Origin of the sequence: Anoxybacillus sp. FSL W8-0382 (genome assembly GCF_038003845.1) — a bacterium.
GTDB lineage: Bacteria > Bacillota > Bacilli > Bacillales > Anoxybacillaceae > Anoxybacillus > Anoxybacillus flavithermus_G.
The window spans coordinates 710,455-730,960 of record NZ_JBBOPX010000001.1; the positions used below are offsets into that span (position 1 = coordinate 710,455).

Annotated in this window: 19 protein-coding genes, 1 tRNA gene and 1 other annotated feature; all 20 genes read left to right on the forward strand. The window is 42.7% G+C overall.

Annotation, left to right across the window (positions count from 1 at the left end; genetic code table 11):
• Positions 1-74: 74 nt before the first annotated feature.
• The 20 genes from NSS60_RS03750 (at position 75) to lonB (ending at position 20,503) form a co-directional block, all read left to right on the forward strand.
• Entirely contained in the window at positions 75-524 is a 450-nt protein-coding gene (locus NSS60_RS03750) for an acyl-CoA thioesterase (RefSeq protein WP_064214117.1), read from the forward strand.
• Positions 525-604: 80 nt separating this feature from the next.
• Complete coding sequence (locus NSS60_RS03755) at positions 605-820, forward strand: helix-turn-helix domain-containing protein (protein ID WP_032100525.1); 216 nt, start codon at positions 605-607, stop codon at positions 818-820.
• 109 nt (positions 821-929) lie between these two features.
• Positions 930-1,727, forward strand: coding sequence for a glutamate racemase (racE, locus tag NSS60_RS03760; RefSeq protein ID WP_064214116.1), 798 nt, complete (start codon positions 930-932; stop codon positions 1,725-1,727).
• A 92-nt stretch (positions 1,728-1,819) separates the two neighbouring features.
• Complete coding sequence (locus NSS60_RS03765) at positions 1,820-2,866, forward strand: GerMN domain-containing protein (protein WP_064221037.1); 1,047 nt, start codon at positions 1,820-1,822, stop codon at positions 2,864-2,866.
• A gap of 93 nt (positions 2,867-2,959) precedes the next feature.
• On the forward strand, positions 2,960-3,727 hold the full coding sequence (gene rph / locus NSS60_RS03770) for a ribonuclease PH (RefSeq protein ID WP_064214114.1): 768 nt from the start codon (positions 2,960-2,962) through the stop codon (positions 3,725-3,727).
• On the forward strand, positions 3,724-4,335 hold the full coding sequence (locus NSS60_RS03775; RefSeq protein WP_064214113.1) for an XTP/dITP diphosphatase: 612 nt from the start codon (positions 3,724-3,726) through the stop codon (positions 4,333-4,335). Before rph ends, NSS60_RS03775 begins: the two co-directional genes overlap by 4 nt.
• On the forward strand, positions 4,332-4,844 hold the full coding sequence (locus NSS60_RS03780) for a metallophosphoesterase family protein (RefSeq protein WP_004889174.1): 513 nt from the start codon (positions 4,332-4,334) through the stop codon (positions 4,842-4,844). The genes NSS60_RS03775 and NSS60_RS03780 overlap by 4 nt, the downstream gene beginning before the upstream one ends.
• 102 nt (positions 4,845-4,946) lie before the next feature.
• Positions 4,947-5,020: transfer RNA gene (locus NSS60_RS03785), tRNA-Arg, on the forward strand.
• 264 nt (positions 5,021-5,284) lie between these two features.
• Positions 5,285-6,187 carry a branched-chain-amino-acid transaminase gene (gene ilvE / locus NSS60_RS03790; protein WP_004889176.1) on the forward strand — a complete coding sequence of 301 codons (903 nt, stop codon included), beginning with the start codon at positions 5,285-5,287 and terminating at the stop codon, positions 6,185-6,187.
• A 12-nt stretch (positions 6,188-6,199) separates the two neighbouring features.
• Positions 6,200-6,457, forward strand: a binding site (T-box leader).
• Between the two features lie 67 nt (positions 6,458-6,524).
• Entirely contained in the window at positions 6,525-8,243 is a 1,719-nt protein-coding gene (ilvB, locus tag NSS60_RS03795; protein ID WP_064214112.1) for an acetolactate synthase large subunit, read from the forward strand.
• Positions 8,240-8,758 (forward strand): acetolactate synthase small subunit, encoded by a 519-nt coding sequence (ilvN, locus tag NSS60_RS03800; protein WP_064214125.1) that lies wholly within the window; start codon positions 8,240-8,242, stop codon positions 8,756-8,758. The genes ilvB and ilvN overlap by 4 nt, the downstream gene beginning before the upstream one ends.
• Positions 8,759-8,775: 17 nt before the next feature.
• A complete protein-coding gene (gene ilvC, locus NSS60_RS03805; RefSeq protein ID WP_004889180.1) occupies positions 8,776-9,801 on the forward strand; it encodes a ketol-acid reductoisomerase in 1,026 nt (341 codons plus the stop codon).
• A complete protein-coding gene (locus NSS60_RS03810) occupies positions 9,788-11,332 on the forward strand; it encodes a 2-isopropylmalate synthase (RefSeq protein ID WP_064214111.1) in 1,545 nt (514 codons plus the stop codon). The genes ilvC and NSS60_RS03810 overlap by 14 nt, the downstream gene beginning before the upstream one ends.
• Before the next feature lie 16 nt (positions 11,333-11,348).
• The gene (gene leuB / locus NSS60_RS03815) at positions 11,349-12,458 is read left to right on the forward strand and encodes a 3-isopropylmalate dehydrogenase (protein ID WP_064214110.1); all 1,110 of its coding nucleotides are present in this window, start codon (positions 11,349-11,351) and stop codon (positions 12,456-12,458) included.
• A gap of 11 nt (positions 12,459-12,469) precedes the next feature.
• Complete coding sequence (gene leuC, locus NSS60_RS03820) at positions 12,470-13,885, forward strand: 3-isopropylmalate dehydratase large subunit (protein ID WP_004889185.1); 1,416 nt, start codon at positions 12,470-12,472, stop codon at positions 13,883-13,885.
• Positions 13,886-13,896: 11 nt separating this feature from the next.
• Positions 13,897-14,481: a 3-isopropylmalate dehydratase small subunit gene (gene leuD / locus NSS60_RS03825; protein ID WP_004889186.1), complete on the forward strand. Its 585-nt coding sequence runs from the start codon at positions 13,897-13,899 to the stop codon at positions 14,479-14,481.
• A gap of 83 nt (positions 14,482-14,564) precedes the next feature.
• On the forward strand, positions 14,565-15,485 hold the full coding sequence (locus NSS60_RS03830; RefSeq protein WP_004889188.1) for a DUF3196 family protein: 921 nt from the start codon (positions 14,565-14,567) through the stop codon (positions 15,483-15,485).
• Between the two features lie 107 nt (positions 15,486-15,592).
• The gene (gene tig / locus NSS60_RS03835; RefSeq protein ID WP_004889189.1) at positions 15,593-16,879 is read left to right on the forward strand and encodes a trigger factor; all 1,287 of its coding nucleotides are present in this window, start codon (positions 15,593-15,595) and stop codon (positions 16,877-16,879) included.
• A 194-nt stretch (positions 16,880-17,073) separates the two neighbouring features.
• The gene (gene clpX / locus NSS60_RS03840; protein ID WP_004889191.1) at positions 17,074-18,336 is read left to right on the forward strand and encodes an ATP-dependent protease ATP-binding subunit ClpX; all 1,263 of its coding nucleotides are present in this window, start codon (positions 17,074-17,076) and stop codon (positions 18,334-18,336) included.
• Between the two features lie 508 nt (positions 18,337-18,844).
• A complete protein-coding gene (lonB, locus tag NSS60_RS03845) occupies positions 18,845-20,503 on the forward strand; it encodes an ATP-dependent protease LonB (protein ID WP_004889192.1) in 1,659 nt (552 codons plus the stop codon).
• Positions 20,504-20,506 lie beyond the last annotated feature (3 nt).

Here is a 20,506-nt window from a genome sequence, read left to right on the forward strand (position 1 = left end):
AGGTCGGCTCTTCAAGAGTCGGCCTTACGTTTCATCTATGATGCTAGATTGCTTTATAGAGGGGGAGAGGGAAATTGAAAGTATCTTATATTGATGACATAAAAGAATGGGAACAACGTTTTTCTTTTTTTCATCCGGTGCGCGTTCGTTTTTCAGAAACGGATATGTTTGGTCATTTGAACAACACGGTACCTTTTGTATATTTTGAAGAAGCGCGCATCGCATTTTTCGAACATCTTGGTTTTATGAATGACTGGTTAGGAAAAGAACACGATGCGATCCCAGTCGTTGCTAATCTACAATGCGATTTTTTACAACAAGTATATTTCGGTGAACAGTTACAAATCGGTGTAAAAGTTGCACATATCGGCAACTCTTCTGTTGATTTACATTATGTAGGAAAAAAACAAAATGGAGCGATTGCATTTACAGGTCGGGGAACGATGGTGCAAATGTCTAAAAAGACAGGAAAAGGGGTCGCATGGGACGAAAACGCTCGTGCGCGATTAATAGAAAACATGTAACCGTTCACGCCCTTCTTGCATACGATATGTCGACTAAATATATACCCATCCGTTTCGGTCTGGTAAAAGCAAGGAGGGTTATTCACTTGAATCAGAAGCCGCTGCTCACAAAAAGAGAAAGGGAAGTATTCGAACTGTTGCTCCAAGACAAGACGACGAAAGAGATTGCTAGTGAGCTCTTCATTAGCGAAAAAACAGTTCGCAACCACATTTCGAATGCGATGCAAAAGCTTGGAGTAAAGGGGCGCTCACAAGCTGTTGTTGAATTGCTTCGAATGGGGGAACTTGAACTATAGAGAGAACCGGCTCGCCTTTTCGTTTTAGGCAGCCGGTTCTCTATTGATTTGATGTATGATATAATGAAAAATGTTTTGTCATACATCAACAAAGAATGAGGCGAATACATTGGAAAGACCTATTGGAGTAATTGATTCAGGTGTTGGTGGATTAACGGTCGCAAAGGAAATTATGCGCCAGCTACCAAAAGAACAAATTGTATATTTAGGAGATACGGCACGTTGTCCATACGGACCGAGGTCACGAGAAGAAATTCGACAATTTACATGGGAAATGACGAACTATTTACTTGGATATGATATAAAAATGCTCGTCATTGCATGTAATACTGCCACAGCTGTCGCTTTAGAAGAAATTCGTGATACGCTCAACATTCCTGTCATTGGCGTCGTCCATCCCGGCGCTCGCACCGCATTGAAAATTACAAAAAACTATCATATCGGTGTTATCGGCACGGTTGGAACGGTGAAAAGTGGTGCTTATGAGCAAGCATTAAAATCGATCAATAGCGATGTGAAAGTAGAAAGTTTAGCTTGTCCAAAGTTTGTTCCTTTAGTGGAAAGCGGACAATTTGAAGGAGAAGAAGCAAAGCAAATTGTTGCCGAATCTCTTGAACCATTAAAAGACCGACCAATTGATACGCTTATTTTAGGATGTACGCACTATCCACTTTTAAGCCCACTCATTCAACAATATATGGGCGAGCACGTGAAGCTCATTTGTTCTGGCGATGAAACAGCGCGTGAAGTGAGTACAATTTTACATCATAGCGGTTTGCTTTATACGGGGAATAAGCGCCGCGAGCACATATTTTTCACGACTGGATCGAAAGAAACGTTCCAACACATTGCATCGAAATGGTTCGGTCATCCGATTGAACATGTCGAAACGATCCAATTATCGTAAAATCCTTCGCATATACCGAAGGATTTTTTTTGTTCTATTTTTTTGAACGGCTCGTATACATAGTAGTACAAACCGTATGAGGAGGGGAGTCCATGCGCCGTGTATGGGTCATTGTGACAATGTTTATATTTATTCTGTCAGGATGTGGGCTATTTGGAGGTGAAAAAGCAACAAAGGAAATTGATCCGCCAAAAGATGTAACATACGTAGAAGATGAGAAGGCGCTGCAAGAGCAAGAAACGGCAGAAAAAGAAAAAGCGACAGAAACGGTTCAACGGGAATTGTATTTAATTGATAAAAACGGTTTTGTCGTTCCACAAACGTTTGCCTTGCCAAAAACGAACGCAGCTGCAAAACAAGTGCTCGAATATTTAGTAGAAAACGGTCCGATTTCACAGTTGCTTCCGAACGGATTTCGTGCTGTTCTTCCTGCTGATACACAAGTATTAAGCGTTAACTTAAAACAAGACGGCACGCTTGTTATTGATTTTTCGAAAGAATTTGCGAACTATCGACCAGAAGATGAAAAGCGCATTTTACAAGCGATCACATGGACAGTGACGCAATTTGATAATGTGAAACGTGTAAAAATTCGTATGAACGGCCACGATCAAAACGTTATGCCGGTCAATGGAACGCCAATTAGCGAAGAACTAAGCAGAGATGACGGAATTAACATTGAAACAAACGGCGTTGTCGATATTACGAATACACATCCTGTCATTGTCTACTTTTTAGCACAAGAAGGTGAGCAAACGTATTATGTGCCGGTAACAAGACGCGTACCGAATAGCGAGCAAGATGAGTTAGCTGCAGTTGTGAAGGAACTTATTAAAGGGCCAAGTTACGGTTCTGGATTGTTAAGCGATTTTCAAGCAGATGCGAAATTGTTAGAAGCGCCAAAATATGAAAACGGAAAAGTGACGTTAAACTTTAACGAAGCAATTTACGGTAGCGTTGAGAAAAATGTTGTATCGACACATGTCCTTAATTGTTTAGTCTTGTCATTAACAGAACAGCCAGGTGTGGAAAGCGTCGCAATTACAGTCAACGGAAAGGCAGAATTAGTTGATGAGAGTGGAAAACCGTTATCAGAACCGGTAACAAGACCGCAAAATGTGAACACAGGTAGTTTTTGAAACCAATTTTTTGCTATACTATATAAAGATTCATCGTCGAGAGGCAGCATCCCTGCCTCTTATTTCGTGAACATATATTGAGGAGGATTTTGTGTGAGAGTAGATGGTAGAACAAATGACGAACTTCGTCCTGTACATATTGAACCGAACTATTTAAAACATCCGGAAGGGTCTGTGCTTATTTCGATTGGTGATACGAAAGTGATTTGTACAGCAAGCATCGAAGATAAAGTCCCGCCGTTTATGCGTGGAGGGGGGAAAGGATGGATTACTGCGGAGTATGCGATGATTCCACGCGCGACTGAACAACGAAATATTCGCGAAGCAAGTAAAGGGAAGTTGTCAGGGAGAACGATGGAAATTCAACGGTTAATCGGTCGTGCGCTTCGTTCTGTTGTTGATTTACAAAAGTTAGGTGAGAAAACCATTTGGATCGATTGTGATGTCATTCAAGCGGACGGTGGAACGCGTACCGCTTCAATAACCGGTGCATTCGTCGCAATGGCGTTAGCGCTCGGGAAAATGGTCGAAGACAAAAAGTTGCCGATGCTCCCTATTACAGACTTTTTAGCTGCCACATCTGTTGGCATTGATGAAGAACATGGTATTATTTTGGATTTAAACTATATTGAAGATTCAAAAGCACAAGTCGATATGAATATTGTCATGACTGGATCAGGTCGCTTTGTTGAAATTCAAGGAACAGGGGAAGAAGCAACATTTTCATATGAACAGTTGCTCGATTTACTAACTGTTGCTGAAAAGGGCATTTATGAACTTATCGCCTTGCAAAAAGAAGCGCTCGGATCGCTCGCTGAACAAATTTTGCAAAACCGTTCGGAAGGAGAAGAAACGAAGTGAAACGAATGATTATCGCCACAAAAAACAAAGGGAAAATCGCTGAGTTTCAGCAACTGTTTGCCAAAAAGGGAGTCGAAATTCGTTCGCTTCTTGACTACGATGACGTGCCAGATGTTGAAGAAACGGGAACGACGTTTGCAGAAAACGCGATATTGAAAGCGACGACAATAGCGAACATGTTTCATGAACCGGTCATTGCAGATGACTCAGGATTAATCGTTGACGCGCTAAACGGCGAGCCGGGCGTATACTCGGCTCGCTACGCGGGCGAAGGAAAAAACGATCAAGCAAATATCGAAAAAGTGCTTAAAAAACTGCAAGGCGTGCCTTTTGAACAACGAACCGCCCGTTTTCATTGTACGCTCGCTGTTGCCAAACCAAATGGAGATGTGACGACAGTAGATGGCGTATGTGAAGGATATATAACAGAAGAACCGGTTGGTGAAAACGGTTTTGGGTACGATCCGATATTTTTCGTTCCAGAAAAACAACGGACAATGGCCCAATTGACGAAAGAAGAGAAAAATGAAATTAGCCATCGGGCAAAAGCGCTACAACATCTTTTGCATATATGGGACAAGCTGTTTGAAAAGGAGAATGAGTCGTGAACGTATTAATTGTAAGCGATAGCCACGGATTAACCAAAGAATTACAGACGATCGTTTCACGTCACAAACAACATGTTGATGCAATCATTCATTGCGGTGACTCTGAGTTAACAAGCGACCATGAAGCGTTGCAAGGCATGCTTGTTGTGCGAGGAAATTGCGACTACGAGCAGCGTTTCCCGACCGATCTTGTTGAAGAAGTAAACGGCGTTCGCTTTTTCATTACACATGGTCATTTGTACAACGTCAAAATGACGCTCATGAATTTATATTATAAAGCGAAAGAAGTCGGGGCACGCATCGTTTGCTTCGGCCATTCCCATATTGCAGGGTGTGAACAAATCGATGACGTTCTTTTCATTAATCCAGGAAGCATTTTCTTACCGCGCATGCGTCGCGAAAAAACATACGCCATACTTCATATAGACGAAGCAACTACAACCGTACATTTTTACAATATCGACGGCAAACCGCTCCATGATTTAACAACGACATATACAACAAAATAGGGGCAAGAAAATTCCATCGCCCCTATTGACTTTTTTCATAAACATCATTACAATAACAATTGTCCAAACCACGATATGAAAGCGACATGCTGTTATCATTGTGTCCCAGTAGCTCAGCTGGATAGAGCAACGGCCTTCTAAGCCGTCGGTCGGGAGTTCGAATCTCTCCTGGGACGCTGACGATCCTCTTGCATAGGCAAGGGGATTTTTTTGTTTAGTCAAAAAATGTTCAAATTTTTTATTTTCACTCTTTTCCTTGATGTATCAATTATGTAAGCGGATACAAAACGTTTTAACTAATCGAAATAATCAAAAAATTCGATGAAATGGTATTGACTGTTTCAGTAAATGAGCGTATGATAATTTTCAAATAAATCTAACAAAAGTCGTAATCAACAGAAGAGGCAAGAGACGGCGAGCAGGGGAAGAGGGGAAAAGCATTGAGTGAACAGTGGATTTTTCTAAACGATGAATTTGTGACAAAAGAAAATGCAAAAATCTCTGTATACGATCACGGTTTTCTTTATGGGGATGGGGTGTTTGAAGGAATTCGAGTATATAGCGGTAATGTGTTTCGTATGAAAGAGCATATTGACCGTTTATACAATTCAGCGAAATCCATTTTGTTAAACATTCCGTACACAAAAGAAGAATTAACAAATATTATCGTCGAGACTGTGCAAAAAAACGGCTTTGAAGATGCGTATATTCGTGTCATTGTGTCGCGTGGTGTTGGCGACCTTGGGCTCGATCCGTACAAATGTCCGAAGCCACAAGTTGTTGTTATCGTTGAACCGCTCGCGATCTTCCCAAAACATTTGTATGAAACAGGCATTGAAGTAATTACCGTAGCAACAAGACGAAATCGTCCAGATGTATTAAGCCCGAAAGTAAAATCTTTAAACTACTTAAATAACGTATTAGTCCGAATTGAAGCACACTTAGCAAACGTCAGCGAAGCGCTCATGCTCAATGACCAAGGATATGTGGCTGAAGGGTCAGCAGACAACGTGTTCATCGTTAAAAATGGCGTGTTATATACACCACCAGGATATGTCGGGGCGCTTGAAGGCATTACGCGCGATGCGATTATCGACATCGCTAAAGATCTCGGCTATGTCGTCAAAGAAGAGCCGTTTACTCGTCATGATGTGTACACAGCAGATGAAGTGTTTTTAACGGGAACCGCAGCAGAAGTGATTGCGGTCGTTAAGGTCGATGGTCGTGTTATCGGTGACGGAGTGCCAGGCGAACATACGAAACGACTGTTAGAAGAATTTCGCAAACGTGTTGTTTCTGAAGGTGTAAAAGTATATGCTTCACAAAATGTCAATGCTGGGTAACAAATCAATAAAGAAAAAGCGTTGAAGAGGATAAGTAGCTGACGGGTTAGGCATCCACAGAGAGCCGGGGTAGCTGAAAACCGGTGATGTCTCCGTTTGTGAACTCCCCTCGGAGCGCCGTCCTGAACGATCGACTCTAGTAGGGACGGACGGGTGCACGTCACTCGTTATTAAAACGAGCGATGCGACGATCGTCGCGCGCTCCTGAGGTGGCTTTGCCACGAAGAAGGGTGGTACCGCGGGAAGGATGCAAGCCTTTTCGCCCCTTTGGTCCGCACGGACTGATGGAGGGGTGAGAAGGCTTTTCTTATTTCACATTTCTTTTAGGGGTGAAAAAATGGCAGCGAATATGAAAGTGAAAGAAAGAGTGGCAAAAAAACAAACGTTATGTGGAGCACTTATGTTGATCGAGGCGCTCAAGGCAGAGAATGTGAAGGTGATTTTCGGTTATCCAGGAGGAGCTGTATTACCAATTTACGACAAATTGTATGAGTCGGGTGTGTTTCACGTGCTCACGCGTCACGAACAAGGTGCGATTCATGCGGCAGAAGGATATGCGCGCATCTCTGGAAAACCAGGTGTCGTTATTGCGACTTCGGGACCGGGTGCGACAAATATTGTGACAGGTTTAACGGATGCGATGATGGATTCTATCCCTCTCGTTGTTTTTACAGGGCAGGTAGCTTCTAGCGTCATTGGATCTGATGCCTTTCAAGAAGCGGATGTGCTCGGCATTACCATGCCAATTACAAAACATAGTTACCAAGTACGTGATGTACACGAGCTGCCAAAAATCATTAAAGAAGCGTTTCATATCGCAACGACTGGACGTCCGGGACCTGTATTAATCGACATTCCGAAAGATATGGCTGTCGCAGAAGAAGAGTTTGACTATGAACAAGAAGTCCAGTTGCCAGGTTATCAGCCAACTACAAAACCGAATCATTTACAAATTCGCAAGCTCGTTGAGGCGGTCAGTCAAGCGAAACGACCGGTCATTTTAGCCGGAGCAGGTGTTCTTCATGCGAATGCTCATGAACAGTTAAAACAATACGCTGAACAACAACATATTCCCGTGATCCATACGCTCTTAGGGCTTGGTGGATTTCCTGCTGATCATCCATTATTTCTTGGAATGGCGGGAATGCATGGGACGTACACAGCAAACATGGCGCTGTATGAATGTGATTTGCTCATTAATGTCGGCGCGCGATTTGATGATCGGGTCACTGGCAATTTAGCACATTTTGCACCGAAAGCGACAGTTGCTCATATCGATATCGACCCAGCGGAAATCGGAAAAAATGTACCAACAAAAATTCCGATCGTTGGCGATGCGAAAGAAGCGCTTATTCAGCTTATTGAACAAAATGGAAAACGACCAGATGTATCGGATTGGCTTAAACAGTTGAACGAATGGAAACGGGAATATCCGCTTATGTATAAACGTGAACCAGGTGTATTAAAACCGCAACGGCTCATTGAAATGATTCATGAATATACAAACGGTGAAGCCGTTGTCACAACGGATGTCGGTCAACATCAAATGTGGGTGGCTCAATATTATAAATTTAAACAGCCGCATCGCTGGGTGACATCCGGTGGGTTAGGAACGATGGGATTTGGATTGCCAGCGGCAATCGGAGCGCAATTGGCACAGCCAGAGGCAACGGTCGTATCGATCGTTGGTGACGGTGGGTTCCAAATGACGTTACAAGAGCTATCTGTCATTCAAGAGCTAAATTTGCCGATTAAAATTGTCATTGTCAACAATCAGGCGCTTGGTATGGTTCGTCAATGGCAAGAAATTTTTTACGAAAAACGATATTCTCATTCCCTCATTCCGAATCAACCAGATTTCGTTCGCTTAGCAGAAGCGTATGGGATGAAAGCGATGCGTGCAACGACCGAAGAAGAAGCGGAATACGTATTGAAAGAAGCGCTTGCAACAAATGCGCCAGTTTTACTTGATTTTCACGTTTGTCCAGGTGAAAACGTATATCCGATGGTTGCGCCTGGAAAAGGATTGCATGAGATGGTGGGGGTGAAATGGTGAAGCGCATTATTACAATGACGGTAAATAATCGTCCGGGTGTGTTAAACCGTATTACAGGTTTATTTACAAAGCGACATTACAACATTGAAAGTATTACAGTTGGTCATACCGAATCAGAAGGCATTTCACGTATGACGTTTGTCGTCAATGTAGAGGATGAACGCATTGCCGAACAAATTACAAAACAACTGAACAAACAGATTGACGTATTAAAAGTGGTTGATATTACTGATCAAGCGATTATTGTTCGAGAGCTTGCTTTAATTAAAGTGGCGGTTACCCCAGCGACGCGCAGTGAAATTTATACGCTCATTGAACCGTTTCGCGCAGCGATTGTCGATGTAGCACGAGATAGTCTCGTTGTTCAAGTGACAGGTGAACCAGAAAAAATTGACGCGCTTATCGACTTATTAAAGCCATACGGGTTAAAGGAAGTCGCAAGAACAGGAACAACAGCGTTTCCGCGCGGTTCACAACGCGCATCATCAACAAACAAATCACTATTTATTATTTAAAAGGAGAGGATTTTATTATGGTAAAAGTATACTACAATGGCGATGCAAACGAAGCTTACATTCAAGGGAAAAAAGTAGCAATTATCGGATACGGTTCTCAAGGCCATGCGCATGCACAAAACTTACGTGATAGCGGTGTTGAGGTGATTATTGGGCTGCGAAAAGGGAAGTCGTGGGAAAAAGCAGAGCAAGATGGCTTTGTCGTCTTGCCTGTCAGTGAAGCGACAAAACAAGCTGACGTTGTGATGATTTTACTTCCAGATGAACATCAACCGAAAGTATATAAAGAAGAAATTGCACCAAACTTGCAGTCTGGAAACGCGCTCGTGTTTGCGCACGGATTTAATATTCACTTCAATCAAATTGTTCCGCCGAGCGATGTGGATGTATTTTTAGTCGCGCCGAAAGGGCCTGGTCATTTAGTGCGTCGCACATATACGGAAGGGGCAGGTGTACCTGCATTGATCGCTGTATATCAAGATGTGAGCGGTGAAGCGAAAGAAACGGCGCTTGCGTATGCGAAAGCGATCGGTTCCGCTCGGGCAGGTGTGATTGAAACAACGTTTAAAGAAGAAACAGAAACGGATTTATTTGGTGAACAAGCGGTTCTTTGCGGTGGATTAACTGCCCTTGTCAAAGCAGGATTTGAAACGCTTGTTGAAGCAGGATATCAACCAGAGATTGCATATTTTGAATGTTTACACGAGTTAAAGCTGATCGTTGATTTAATGTATGAAGGTGGTTTGGCAGGCATGCGTTATTCAATCTCTGATACAGCACAATGGGGCGACTTTGTGACAGGGCCACGCATCATTAACGATGCAGTAAAAGTGGAAATGAAAAAAGTGCTTGAAGATATTCAAACAGGCAAGTTTGCAAAAGGTTGGATTTTAGAAAACGAAGCGAATCGTCCAGAGTTTAACGCGATCAACCGTCGGGAAAACGAACATTTAATTGAAGTTGTTGGGCGCGAATTACGAAAAATGATGCCGTTTGTCAACGCTAAACAGAAAGATGTGGTGACGGTCGGTGCGAAAAATTAACATTTTTGATACGACGTTGCGTGATGGTGAGCAGTCGGCTGGCGTCAATTTAAACTTGCATGAAAAGCTAGAAATTGCTCGGCAGCTAGAGCGCCTCGGTGTTGATATCATCGAGGCGGGATTTCCTGCCGCATCAAAAGGTGATTTTCAAGCTGTTCAAGCGATCGCACAAACGGTTCGTAACTGTTCAGTCACAGGTCTTTCACGCTCAGTTCAATCCGATATTGATGCGGCATGGGAAGCGTTAAAGGACGGAGCAGAGCCACGTTTACACGTATTTATTGCAACGTCACCTATTCATATGCAATATAAATTGCGAATGACACCCGAACAAGTCGTTGAAACAGCTGTCGAATCTGTTCGTTATGCGAAAAAATATTTTCCAATTGTACAATGGTCAGCAGAAGATGCATGTCGAAGCGATCTCCCGTTTCTAGCGACGATTGTTGAGAAAGTCATTGAAGCTGGGGCAAACGTCATTAACATCCCAGATACAGTCGGTTATATTACTCCAAAACAATATGGTGACATATTCTCTTTTTTAAAGAAAAATGTTCGGAATATTGAAAAAATTAGTTTATCTGCCCATTGCCATGATGATCTAGGTATGGCGGTCGCAAACTCGCTTGCGGCCATTGAAGCAGGAGCGACACAAATTGAAGGAACAATTAACGGCATTGGGGAACGAGCAGGCAATGCGGCCATTGAAGAGGTGGCGGTCGCGCTTTATATACGAAAAGATTACTATCAAGCAGAGACGCGCTTGAACTTGCAAGAAATTAAACGCACGAGCAGTTTAGTCAGCAAGTTAACAGGAATGATTGTTCCGCCAAATAAGGCGATTGTCGGCAAAAACGCTTTTGCTCATGAATCGGGCATTCATCAAGATGGTGTGTTGAAGGAGAAAACAACGTACGAAATTATTTCTCCCCAGCTCGTTGGGGTGCAATCAAACTCAATGGTACTCGGAAAACATTCCGGACGCCATGCGTTTCGAACACGCATTCAAGAACTTGGGTATTCATTAACAGATGAAGAGGTCAATCGTTTGTTTGGCCGTTTTAAAGATTTAGCAGATAAAAAGAAAGATATTACGGATGATGATTTAATTGCACTTATTTTAGATGAAAAGCTAGACATGTATAAAAACTTTTATCAATTATGTTCGATTCAAGTGCAATACGGAACAAATCAAATCCCAACGGCAGTTGTTGTATTGAAAGATGGAGAAGGAAACGACATCCAAGAAGCAGCGACAGGGGCTGGTAGCGTTGAAGCGCTGTATAACGCTTTAGAAAAAGCGTTGCAAATACCTGTTACGTTGCTTGATTATCGCATTGAATCTGTCGGAAGCGGAAGGGATGCTTTAGCACAAGTGTACGTGAAAGTGTCGCTCGATAGGAAAGAAGCGAGCGGTCGGGGAACGGCACAAGATGTGCTAGAAGCATCAGCAAAAGCATATATTCATGCGGTTAATCGCATGTTCGTCATCGAAAAAATGCGAGAAGAACAAGCGCTTGCGGCGCAATAACAAAGGGGGATTTTTTATGTATCGTATCGCTATATTACAAGGGGATGGCATTGGAAAAGAAGTGACAAAAGGAGCGGTAAATATTTTACAGGCGATTGGTGATCGTTTCGGACATACGTTTCATTTTTCATACGGCTTAATTGGTGGAGAAGCGATTGACCGTGAAGGAACGCCGCTTCCAGAACAAACGCTTCACATGTGCAAACAAAGCGATGCGGTATTGCTCGGTGCGGTCGGAGGACCAAAATGGGACAATAATCCACCGCACCTTCGTCCAGAAAAAGGACTATTGCAAATTCGGAAAGAAATGAATTTGTTTGCCAATATTCGTCCTGTTACATTTTACGCGAGTTTAGCCGCTTCTTCTCCGCTTAAACCACATGTCATTGAAGGAGCAGATTTTGTGATCGTACGTGAGTTAACCGGAGGCTTATATTTCGGGAAACCGAGTGAACGCCGTGTTGAAAAAGGCGAAGAAGTGGTTGTTGACACGTTGTTTTATAAACGCGCAGAAATCGAGCGGATTATTACGTTTGCTTTTATGCTTGCGCAAAAACGAAAGAAAAAAGTAACATCGGTGGATAAAGCGAATGTGTTAGAATCAAGCCGCATGTGGCGAGAAGTAGCCGAGCAAGTGGCTAAACGTTTTCCAGACGTTCAACTTGAACATATGCTTGTCGATAATGCTGCGATGCAGCTCGTCCGCTCGCCAAAACAGTTTGATGTCATCGTAACTGAAAATATGTTCGGTGATATTTTAAGCGATGAAGCATCGATGTTAACTGGTTCACTTGGCATGCTTCCATCGGCTAGCTTATCCGTTGACGGCCCAGCGTTGTATGAGCCGATTCACGGTTCGGCTCCAGATATTGCAGGAAAAAACAAAGCGAATCCACTTGCAACGATTTTGTCAGCAGCGATGATGCTTCGTCTATCATTCGGTTTGACAGAAGAGGCGGATGTCATCGAACGAGCGGTGAAACAAGTGTTAAATGCTGGGTATCGTACAGCAGACATCGCTCAACATGGAGATTTTGTATTATCAACGACAGAAATGGTCGAAAAAGTAAAATATGCCATTTTAGATGATGTAGCTATTGAACGAATTATGCAAGTGTATGTGTAGGAGGGGTTGAATTGGCGCCAAAGACGATTATTGAGAAAATTTGGGATGAACACGTCGTTTATCGTGAAGATGGGAAACCCGATTTATTATATATTGATTTACATCTCGTTCATGAAGTCACATCTCCGCAAGCGTTTGAAGGATTGCGACAAAAAGGAAGAAAAGTGCGTCGCCCAGATTTAACATTTGCGACGATGGATCATAATGTTCCAACGATTAATCGGTCCGTTGTTGAAGATGAAGTGGCGAAAAATCAAATGACAGCATTGGAGCGGAACTGTCGTGAGTTCGGCATTCCGCTTGCCGATTTAAACAGCCCAGAGCAAGGGATTGTTCATGTCATTGGTCCAGAACTTGGGTTGACGCAACCGGGTAAAACGATTGTGTGTGGGGATAGCCATACGTCTACACATGGCGCTTTTGGGGCGTTAGCGTTCGGGATCGGAACGAGCGAAGTCGAACACGTATTAGCGACGCAAACGTTATGGCAACATCGTCCAAAGACGATGCAAGTGAACGTTACGGGGTCGTTAGCACCAGGCGTATCAGCAAAAGACGTCATTTTAGCGATCATTGGCAAGTTTGGAGTTGATTTTGGCACAGGTTACGTGCTTGAGTTTACAGGTGATGTTATTCGTCGGATGTCGATGGAAGAGCGGATGACAATTTGCAATATGTCGATTGAAGCAGGGGCGCGAGCTGGGTTAATTGCCCCAGATGATGTGACGTTTGCATATTTAAGAGAGAGAAAATATGCACCGAAAGGAGAAGCATTTGAGCAGGCAGTTGAAAAGTGGAAGCAGTTATGCACAGATGAAGGAGCGGTATATGATCGTGTCGTTCATATTGATGGAAGTGAAATTGCTCCAACAGTGACATGGGGCACAACGCCAGCAATGAGCTCTCCGATCGATGGAACTGTTCCAGATCCGAACGAATTCGCGACAGAAACAGAGAGAAAAGCTGTACAGTTAGCGTTGCAATATATGGGATTAAAACCAGGAACGAAAATGACGGATATTGCGGTGCAACATGTGTTTATCGGATCATGCACAAACTCGCGCATAAGCGATTTACGGGAAGCAGCGCAAATTGTAAAAGGAAAAAAAGTCGCACCGGGCGTCAGAGCGCTCGTCGTTCCGGGCTCACAACAAGTAAAAAAGCAGGCAGAAGAAGAAGGGATCGCGCAAATTTTTATTGACGCAGGCTTTGAATGGCGCGATTCCGGCTGCAGCATGTGTCTTGGAATGAATCCAGATACTGTTCCAGCAGGGGAACATTGCGCCTCAACGTCAAACCGCAATTTCGAAGGGAGACAAGGAAAAGGGGCGCGCACGCATCTCGTGAGTCCAGCAATGGCAGCCGCAGCTGCGATTTACGGGCATTTTGTCGATGTGCGTACATTGTATAAAGAAGTGGTAAGATAGGAGGGAAAAAGTTGGAACCATTCGTCGTTCATAAAGGAAAAGTGGCTGGCTTAGATCGAGCAAATATAGATACGGATCAAATTATTCCGAAACAATTTTTAAAACGAATTGAACGCACCGGATTTGGTCAATTTCTTTTTTACGATTGGCGTTATTTGTCGGACGGAACACCAAACCCACATTTTGAGTTAAACCGTCCTGAAAACGAAGGCGCGACCATTTTAGTTGCAAATGAAAATTTCGGATGTGGTTCATCGCGCGAACACGCTCCTTGGGCGCTTGCGGATTACGGATTTCGTGCCATTATTGCTCCTTCATTTGCTGATATTTTTTACAACAACTGTTTGAAAAATAGTTTACTTCCTATTAAACTTCCAAAAGAAGACGTCGCTTATTTGTTAAAACAAGCGGAACGGGCAGATTACGAACTAACGATTTCGCTTGAACAACAAGTCGTTTTTGATGATGAAGGGTTTACAAGCTCGTTCGACATCGATCCTTATCGAAAACAGCTCCTTTTAAAAGGTTGGGACGAAATTGATTTAACGTTCATGTATGAACCATATATTATCGCCTACGAAAAAGCACGCTCTTGACATTTTGTCGAGGGCGTTTTTCGTTGAATTTATTCGCAAACATTGCTAAACTGAAAGGCAAATGTGAACGAAGGTGAGTATATGTGAAAAATCGAAAAATCGTTCCACATCCTTATCTAAAAGAGCGATTGTTGGCAGAAGGGATGGAAGCGTTAAAAGGAAAGCGATATAAAGAAGCGTATACGTATTTCGTGCAGTTAGAACAACTTCAATGGCATGATGATGATGTACAAATGGCGCTTGTTGTTTGTTTATTTGAAATGGGACAGATCGAAGAAGCGAAAGAAAGATGTGAACAACTGTTAGAGCGCGGCAGCGGGGATTGGGCCGTATACATCTCGATGCTCGTCCATTTACAACAATACGACGAGGTGGTTGCAGTTATTCACAAAATTCAACGAAAAGGAATCGATTGCACTCCATTTTTACCGCTTTTACAGTTTAGTGAAAAAATGATTCGTTCACAGTACGAACAACAAGCAAAACAATATGAAGCCATTTTTGAAAGCGAACAATGGTCAAAACAATTGCGCATTCTTCACCAATTAGATTCGCCCATCGTTTTGCGCATTGTTCCGATATTCGCTCGCTATTTGTGTGATGAAACAAAACACCCGATTGTAAAGACGACCATGTTGCACATATTAAAGAAAGAACAAGTGACAGAGCTGATAATCGTAAAAAAATTTGGTCAAACGATGACCGTTGTTCCAGTCGAGCTTGATGAGCAAAAACAAAACGATTGGATTGAACAAGCACTTGATATTGTCGAACAAACGTGGGCGAAACAAAATCCGACAATGTATGAATGGTGCAAACAAATATGGCTTCGTTACATGTTTGTGATGTATCCATTTCTCCCAACAGAATCGGTACAACAATGGGCGAATGCGCTATACACATATATCGAGCAATGTGAAACGGGACAGACGATATCGACAAATCCGCTCGTTTCCAAACTTTATGAAGTAGAAAAATTATGGCTCTCTGTTGAAAGTATATGATTGTATGGTATAATATAGTGGTTGTATTACACATAAAACCGTGTATGCCTACATATATGTAGTTCATTTACATGAATTTTTATTTTTGAAGTTGGAGGGAAAGAAGCATGTCGGCGAAATGGGAAAAACTCGAAGGTAACCAAGGCGTTCTTACAGTAGAAGTAGACGCTGAAAAAGTGAATGAAGGATTAGATGAAGCGTTTAAAAAAGTAGTGAAAAAAGTACAAATTCCAGGATTTCGTAAAGGAAAAATTCCTCGCTCTCTATTTGAAAAACGTTTCGGCGTTGAGTCATTATACGCAGATGCGTTAGATATTTTATTGCCAGAGGCATACGCAAAAGCTGTCGAAGAAACAGGTATTGAGCCAGTTGATCGTCCAGAAATCGACGTCGAGCAAATAGAAAAAGGAAAAAGCTTAATTTTCACTGCAAAAGTAACTGTGAAGCCAGAGGTTACACTTGGCCAATATAAAGGTCTTGAAGTTGAAAAATTGGACGATACTGTAACAGACGAAGATGTGGAGCAAGAATTAAAACGCCTGCAAGAGCGCCACGCTGAGCTTGTTGTGAAAGAAGAAGGAACAGTAGAGAACGGTGATACAGTCGTCATCGATTTCGAAGGATTCGTTGATGGTGAACCGTTTGAAGGTGGAAAAGCAGAAAACTATTCGCTCGTCGTCGGATCAGGTACATTCATTCCTGGATTTGAAGAACAATTAATCGGCATGGCTGCTGGAGAAGAAAAAGATATTGAAGTAACATTCCCAGAAGAATATCATGCAGAGCAATTAGCTGGTAAACCAGCGGTGTTCAAAATTAAATTGCATGAAATTAAAACAAAACAACTTCCAGCACTTGACGATGAATTTGCCAAAGACGTAGATGAAGAAGTCGAAACATTAGATGCATTGAAAGAAAAAATTAAAGAGCGCTTAACAAACGAGAAAAAAGAAGAAGCAGAAGCAGCACTTCGCGATGCGGTTGTTCAAAAGGCGACAGAAAATGCACAAATGGACATTCCAGAAGTGATGGTGAAAAATGAAACAGATCGCATGATTCGCGAGTTTGAACAACGTTTACAAATGCAAGGATTAAACCTTGACTTATACTATCAATTCTCTGGACAAGATGAAGCAGCACTTCGTGAACAAATGAAAGAAGAAGCAGAAAAACGTGTTCGTGTAACGTTGACGCTTGAAGCGATTGTAAAAGCAGAAAACATCGACGTCACAGAAGAAGAAGTAGAAAAAGAATTGCAAGAAATGGCGAGTCTTTACAACTTATCTGTTGATCAGTTAAAAGAGCTTCTAGGCACATTAGATGGCTTAAAAGAAGACTTAAAAATGCGCAAAGCGATCGATTTCCTTGTTGAAAACAGCAAAGTTGTTGCATAATGAGAGGAGAAAGAACAAGGTGCCACACGTGCCTTGTTCTTTCCACATATAAATCACTATGGAAGTTTTCTAACTTTTCACGCACATTTGCATTTTTATTGGCATACTTTTAAAGATTTATGATAAAATGACGAATACATAACGTTTTTTCATTTTTATGTACATATGATCGTAAAGGAATAAGGGGTGAAAACATGTTTAAATTTAATGATGAAAAAGGGCAGTTAAAATGCTCGTTTTGCGGCAAAACGCAAGAACAAGTGCGCAAGCTTGTTGCTGGCCCAGGCGTATACATATGTGATGAATGTATTGAATTGTGTACTGAAATTGTGCAGGAGGAGCTTGGATCGGAAGAAGAAGTAGAATTTAAAGATGTACCGAAACCGAAGGAAATTCGCGAAATTTTAGATGAGTACGTCATCGGACAAGATGAGGCGAAAAAAGCGCTTTCTGTGGCAGTGTACAACCATTACAAACGCATTAATTCAAACAGTAAAATTGACGATGTTGAATTAGCGAAAAGTAACATTTTAATGATCGGGCCGACAGGAAGTGGAAAAACGTTGCTCGCTCAAACGCTTGCACGCATCTTAAATGTGCCATTTGCGATCGCTGATGCGACATCGCTAACAGAAGCCGGGTATGTCGGTGAAGACGTTGAAAATATTTTGTTGAAGCTCATTCAAGCTGCAGATTATGATATTGAGCGAGCAGAAAAAGGAATTATTTACATCGATGAAATTGACAAAATTGCGCGGAAATCAGAAAACCCTTCCATTACGCGCGACGTATCTGGTGAAGGGGTACAGCAAGCATTATTAAAAATTTTAGAAGGTACTATCGCGAGTGTGCCGCCACAAGGGGGGCGCAAGCATCCGCACCAAGAATTCATTCAAATTGACACGACAAACATTTTATTCATTTGCGGTGGGGCGTTTGACGGTTTAGAGCCAATTATTAAACGCCGCCTCGGTAAAAAAGTGATCGGATTTAGTTCGGATGCACAAACGGAAGTTGAAGAAAAGGACTTGTTGTCGAAAGTGTTGCCAGAAGACTTATTAAAATTCGGATTAATTCCAGAATTTGTTGGACGTCTTCCGGTCATTACGAGCTTGCAACCGCTCGATGAAGATGCGCTTGTTGATATTTTAGTCAAGCCGAAAAATGCGCTTGTGAAGCAATATGAAAAAATGCTTGAGCTTGACGATGTTGAACTTGAATTTGAAGAAGAGGCACTTCGTGAAATCGCGAGACGTGCGATTGAACGAAAAACAGGAGCGCGTGGCTTACGTTCCATTATTGAAGGCATTATGCTTGATGTTATGTTTGAATTGCCATCACGTGAAGATGTGAAAAAATGTGTCATTACTGCACAAACGGTACGCGGAGAAAAAGCGCCGCTTCTCATTTTACACGATGGAACAATCGTCGAGTACGAACGAAAAACATCTGCGTAAATGGAAAAAGATCGATTTTCCGAATCGGAAAGTCGATCTTTTTTTGTTTATTTCTTTCCTCGCTCGGAGATACTATGCATACAGTACATATACAGGAGGAACGGCCGTCAACTACCCCCACTTAGCTAACGCTTGAAGTGAGGGCTTGCAACTCCCCAGAAGTGCAAACGGACTTCTTCCTCCTTCCTTGACTTGGGGTTGCATCAGGGGCAGGTTGACGACTACCCAACGACGCAGGTCATGCCTGCATCGTTACCGATTCTCTCGGTGTGTCTGTTGGCAGTACTTGGCTTCCACACACAACAGACGGACCTACGCTCGATGTTTTACGGTTACAACGTTTCCTGTAACCAACTCCATACATCGAGTAGCAGTTATTGGAGTGCCTTTATTGAACGGTTTTCTCCACGCCTTTATTATATCATACACAAAAGAAAGGGGGAACGCGCATTCCTCTCCCACTTACTCCCTTTGGTCGTTGAAGTGGGAGTCTCCTGCGCGAAATAGGATGAATTGGACAAATATTGCGCTGCTTATTCAGTTGTTTTTCGGGATCATTATCGGTCTATATTTTTTAAACTTATTAAAAAGTCAACGGACGCAAAAAATTTCGATTGACAAAGAAGCACGAAAAGAGATGGAACAACTTCGGAAAATGCGTTCGATTTCGCTCACGGAGCCGCTTGCTGAAAAAGTGCGTCCAAAGACGTTTGATGATATTGTTGGTCAAGAAGATGGCATAAAAGCATTAAAAGCTGCATTATGTGGACCGAATCCGCAACACGTCATCATTTACGGGCCACCAGGTGTTGGAAAAACAGCGGCCGCTCGTCTCGTGTTAGAAGAAGCGAAAAAAAATCCTCTGTCCCCTTTTCGAAAAGATGCGGTATTCGTTGAGTTAGATGCGACGACTGCCCGCTTTGATGAACGCGGCATTGCGGATCCGCTCATCGGTTCTGTGCATGATCCGATTTATCAAGGGGCGGGTGCAATGGGACAAGCCGGCATCCCGCAACCGAAGCAAGGGGCAGTGACGAACGCCCACGGTGGCATATTATTTATTGATGAAATTGGTGAATTGCACCCTATTCAAATGAACAAGCTATTAAAAGTGTTAGAGGACCGAAAAGTATTTTTCGAAAGCGCATATTATAGCGAAGAAAATCCGAACATTCCAAACCACATTCATGACATTTTCAAAAACGGCCTGCCTGCTGATTTTCGGCTCGTTGGTGCAACAACGCGAACGCCAAACGAAATACCGCCAGCCATTCGCTCGCGATGTATGGAAGTCTTTTTCAGAGAGCTAGAACAAGAAGAAATTGCTCAAATTGTGAAAAAGGCAGCAGAAAAAGTAAACCTCCCGATTGAAGAACAGGCGGTTCATGAGCTTGCGATGTATGTTCGCAACGGAAGGGAAGCGGTCAATACGTTACAAATCGCGGCGGGAATCGTCATTTCTGAGAAACGTTCTAAAATTTTACGCCAAGATATTGAATGGGTTATTCAATCAAGTCAATTATCGCCACGCTATGAGAAAAAAGTGGGACAAGAAGCGAAAATTGGATTAGTGAATGGATTAGCAGTTTATGGCCCAAATAGCGGAGCGTTGCTAGAGATTGAAGTGGCGGTGTTGCCGACAAAAGAAAAAGGGACGATCAATATGACGGGCATTGTCGAAGAAGAACAAATTGGTGGCCAGGGCAAGTCGATTCGGCGCAAAAGTATGGCGCGCGGCTCGATCGAAAATGTCGTTACCGTTTTACGTTCACTCGGTGTTCCGGCAGATCAATATGATATTCATGTAAACTTTCCAGGTGGTGTTCCAATTGACGGCCCTTCTGCTGGTGTAGCGATGGCGATTGGGATTTACTCTGCGATTTATCGCTTACCTGTTCATCCAACAATAGCAATGACGGGAGAAATTGGTGTACATGGAAACGTGAAGCCAGTTGGGGGTATTTTTCCAAAAGTGAAGGCAGCGAAACAAGCTGGTGCAAAAACGGTTATCATTCCACGGGAGAATATGCAGTCAATTTTAAGGCAAGTAACGGGCATTGAAATTGTTCCAGTTGACCATATTGGCGATGTTCTTTCTTTCTTATTTCACGAACACGTTCGTTCTGTTCCGATGCGTCATCATTTACCAAAAACAGAGCGGATGTGAAAG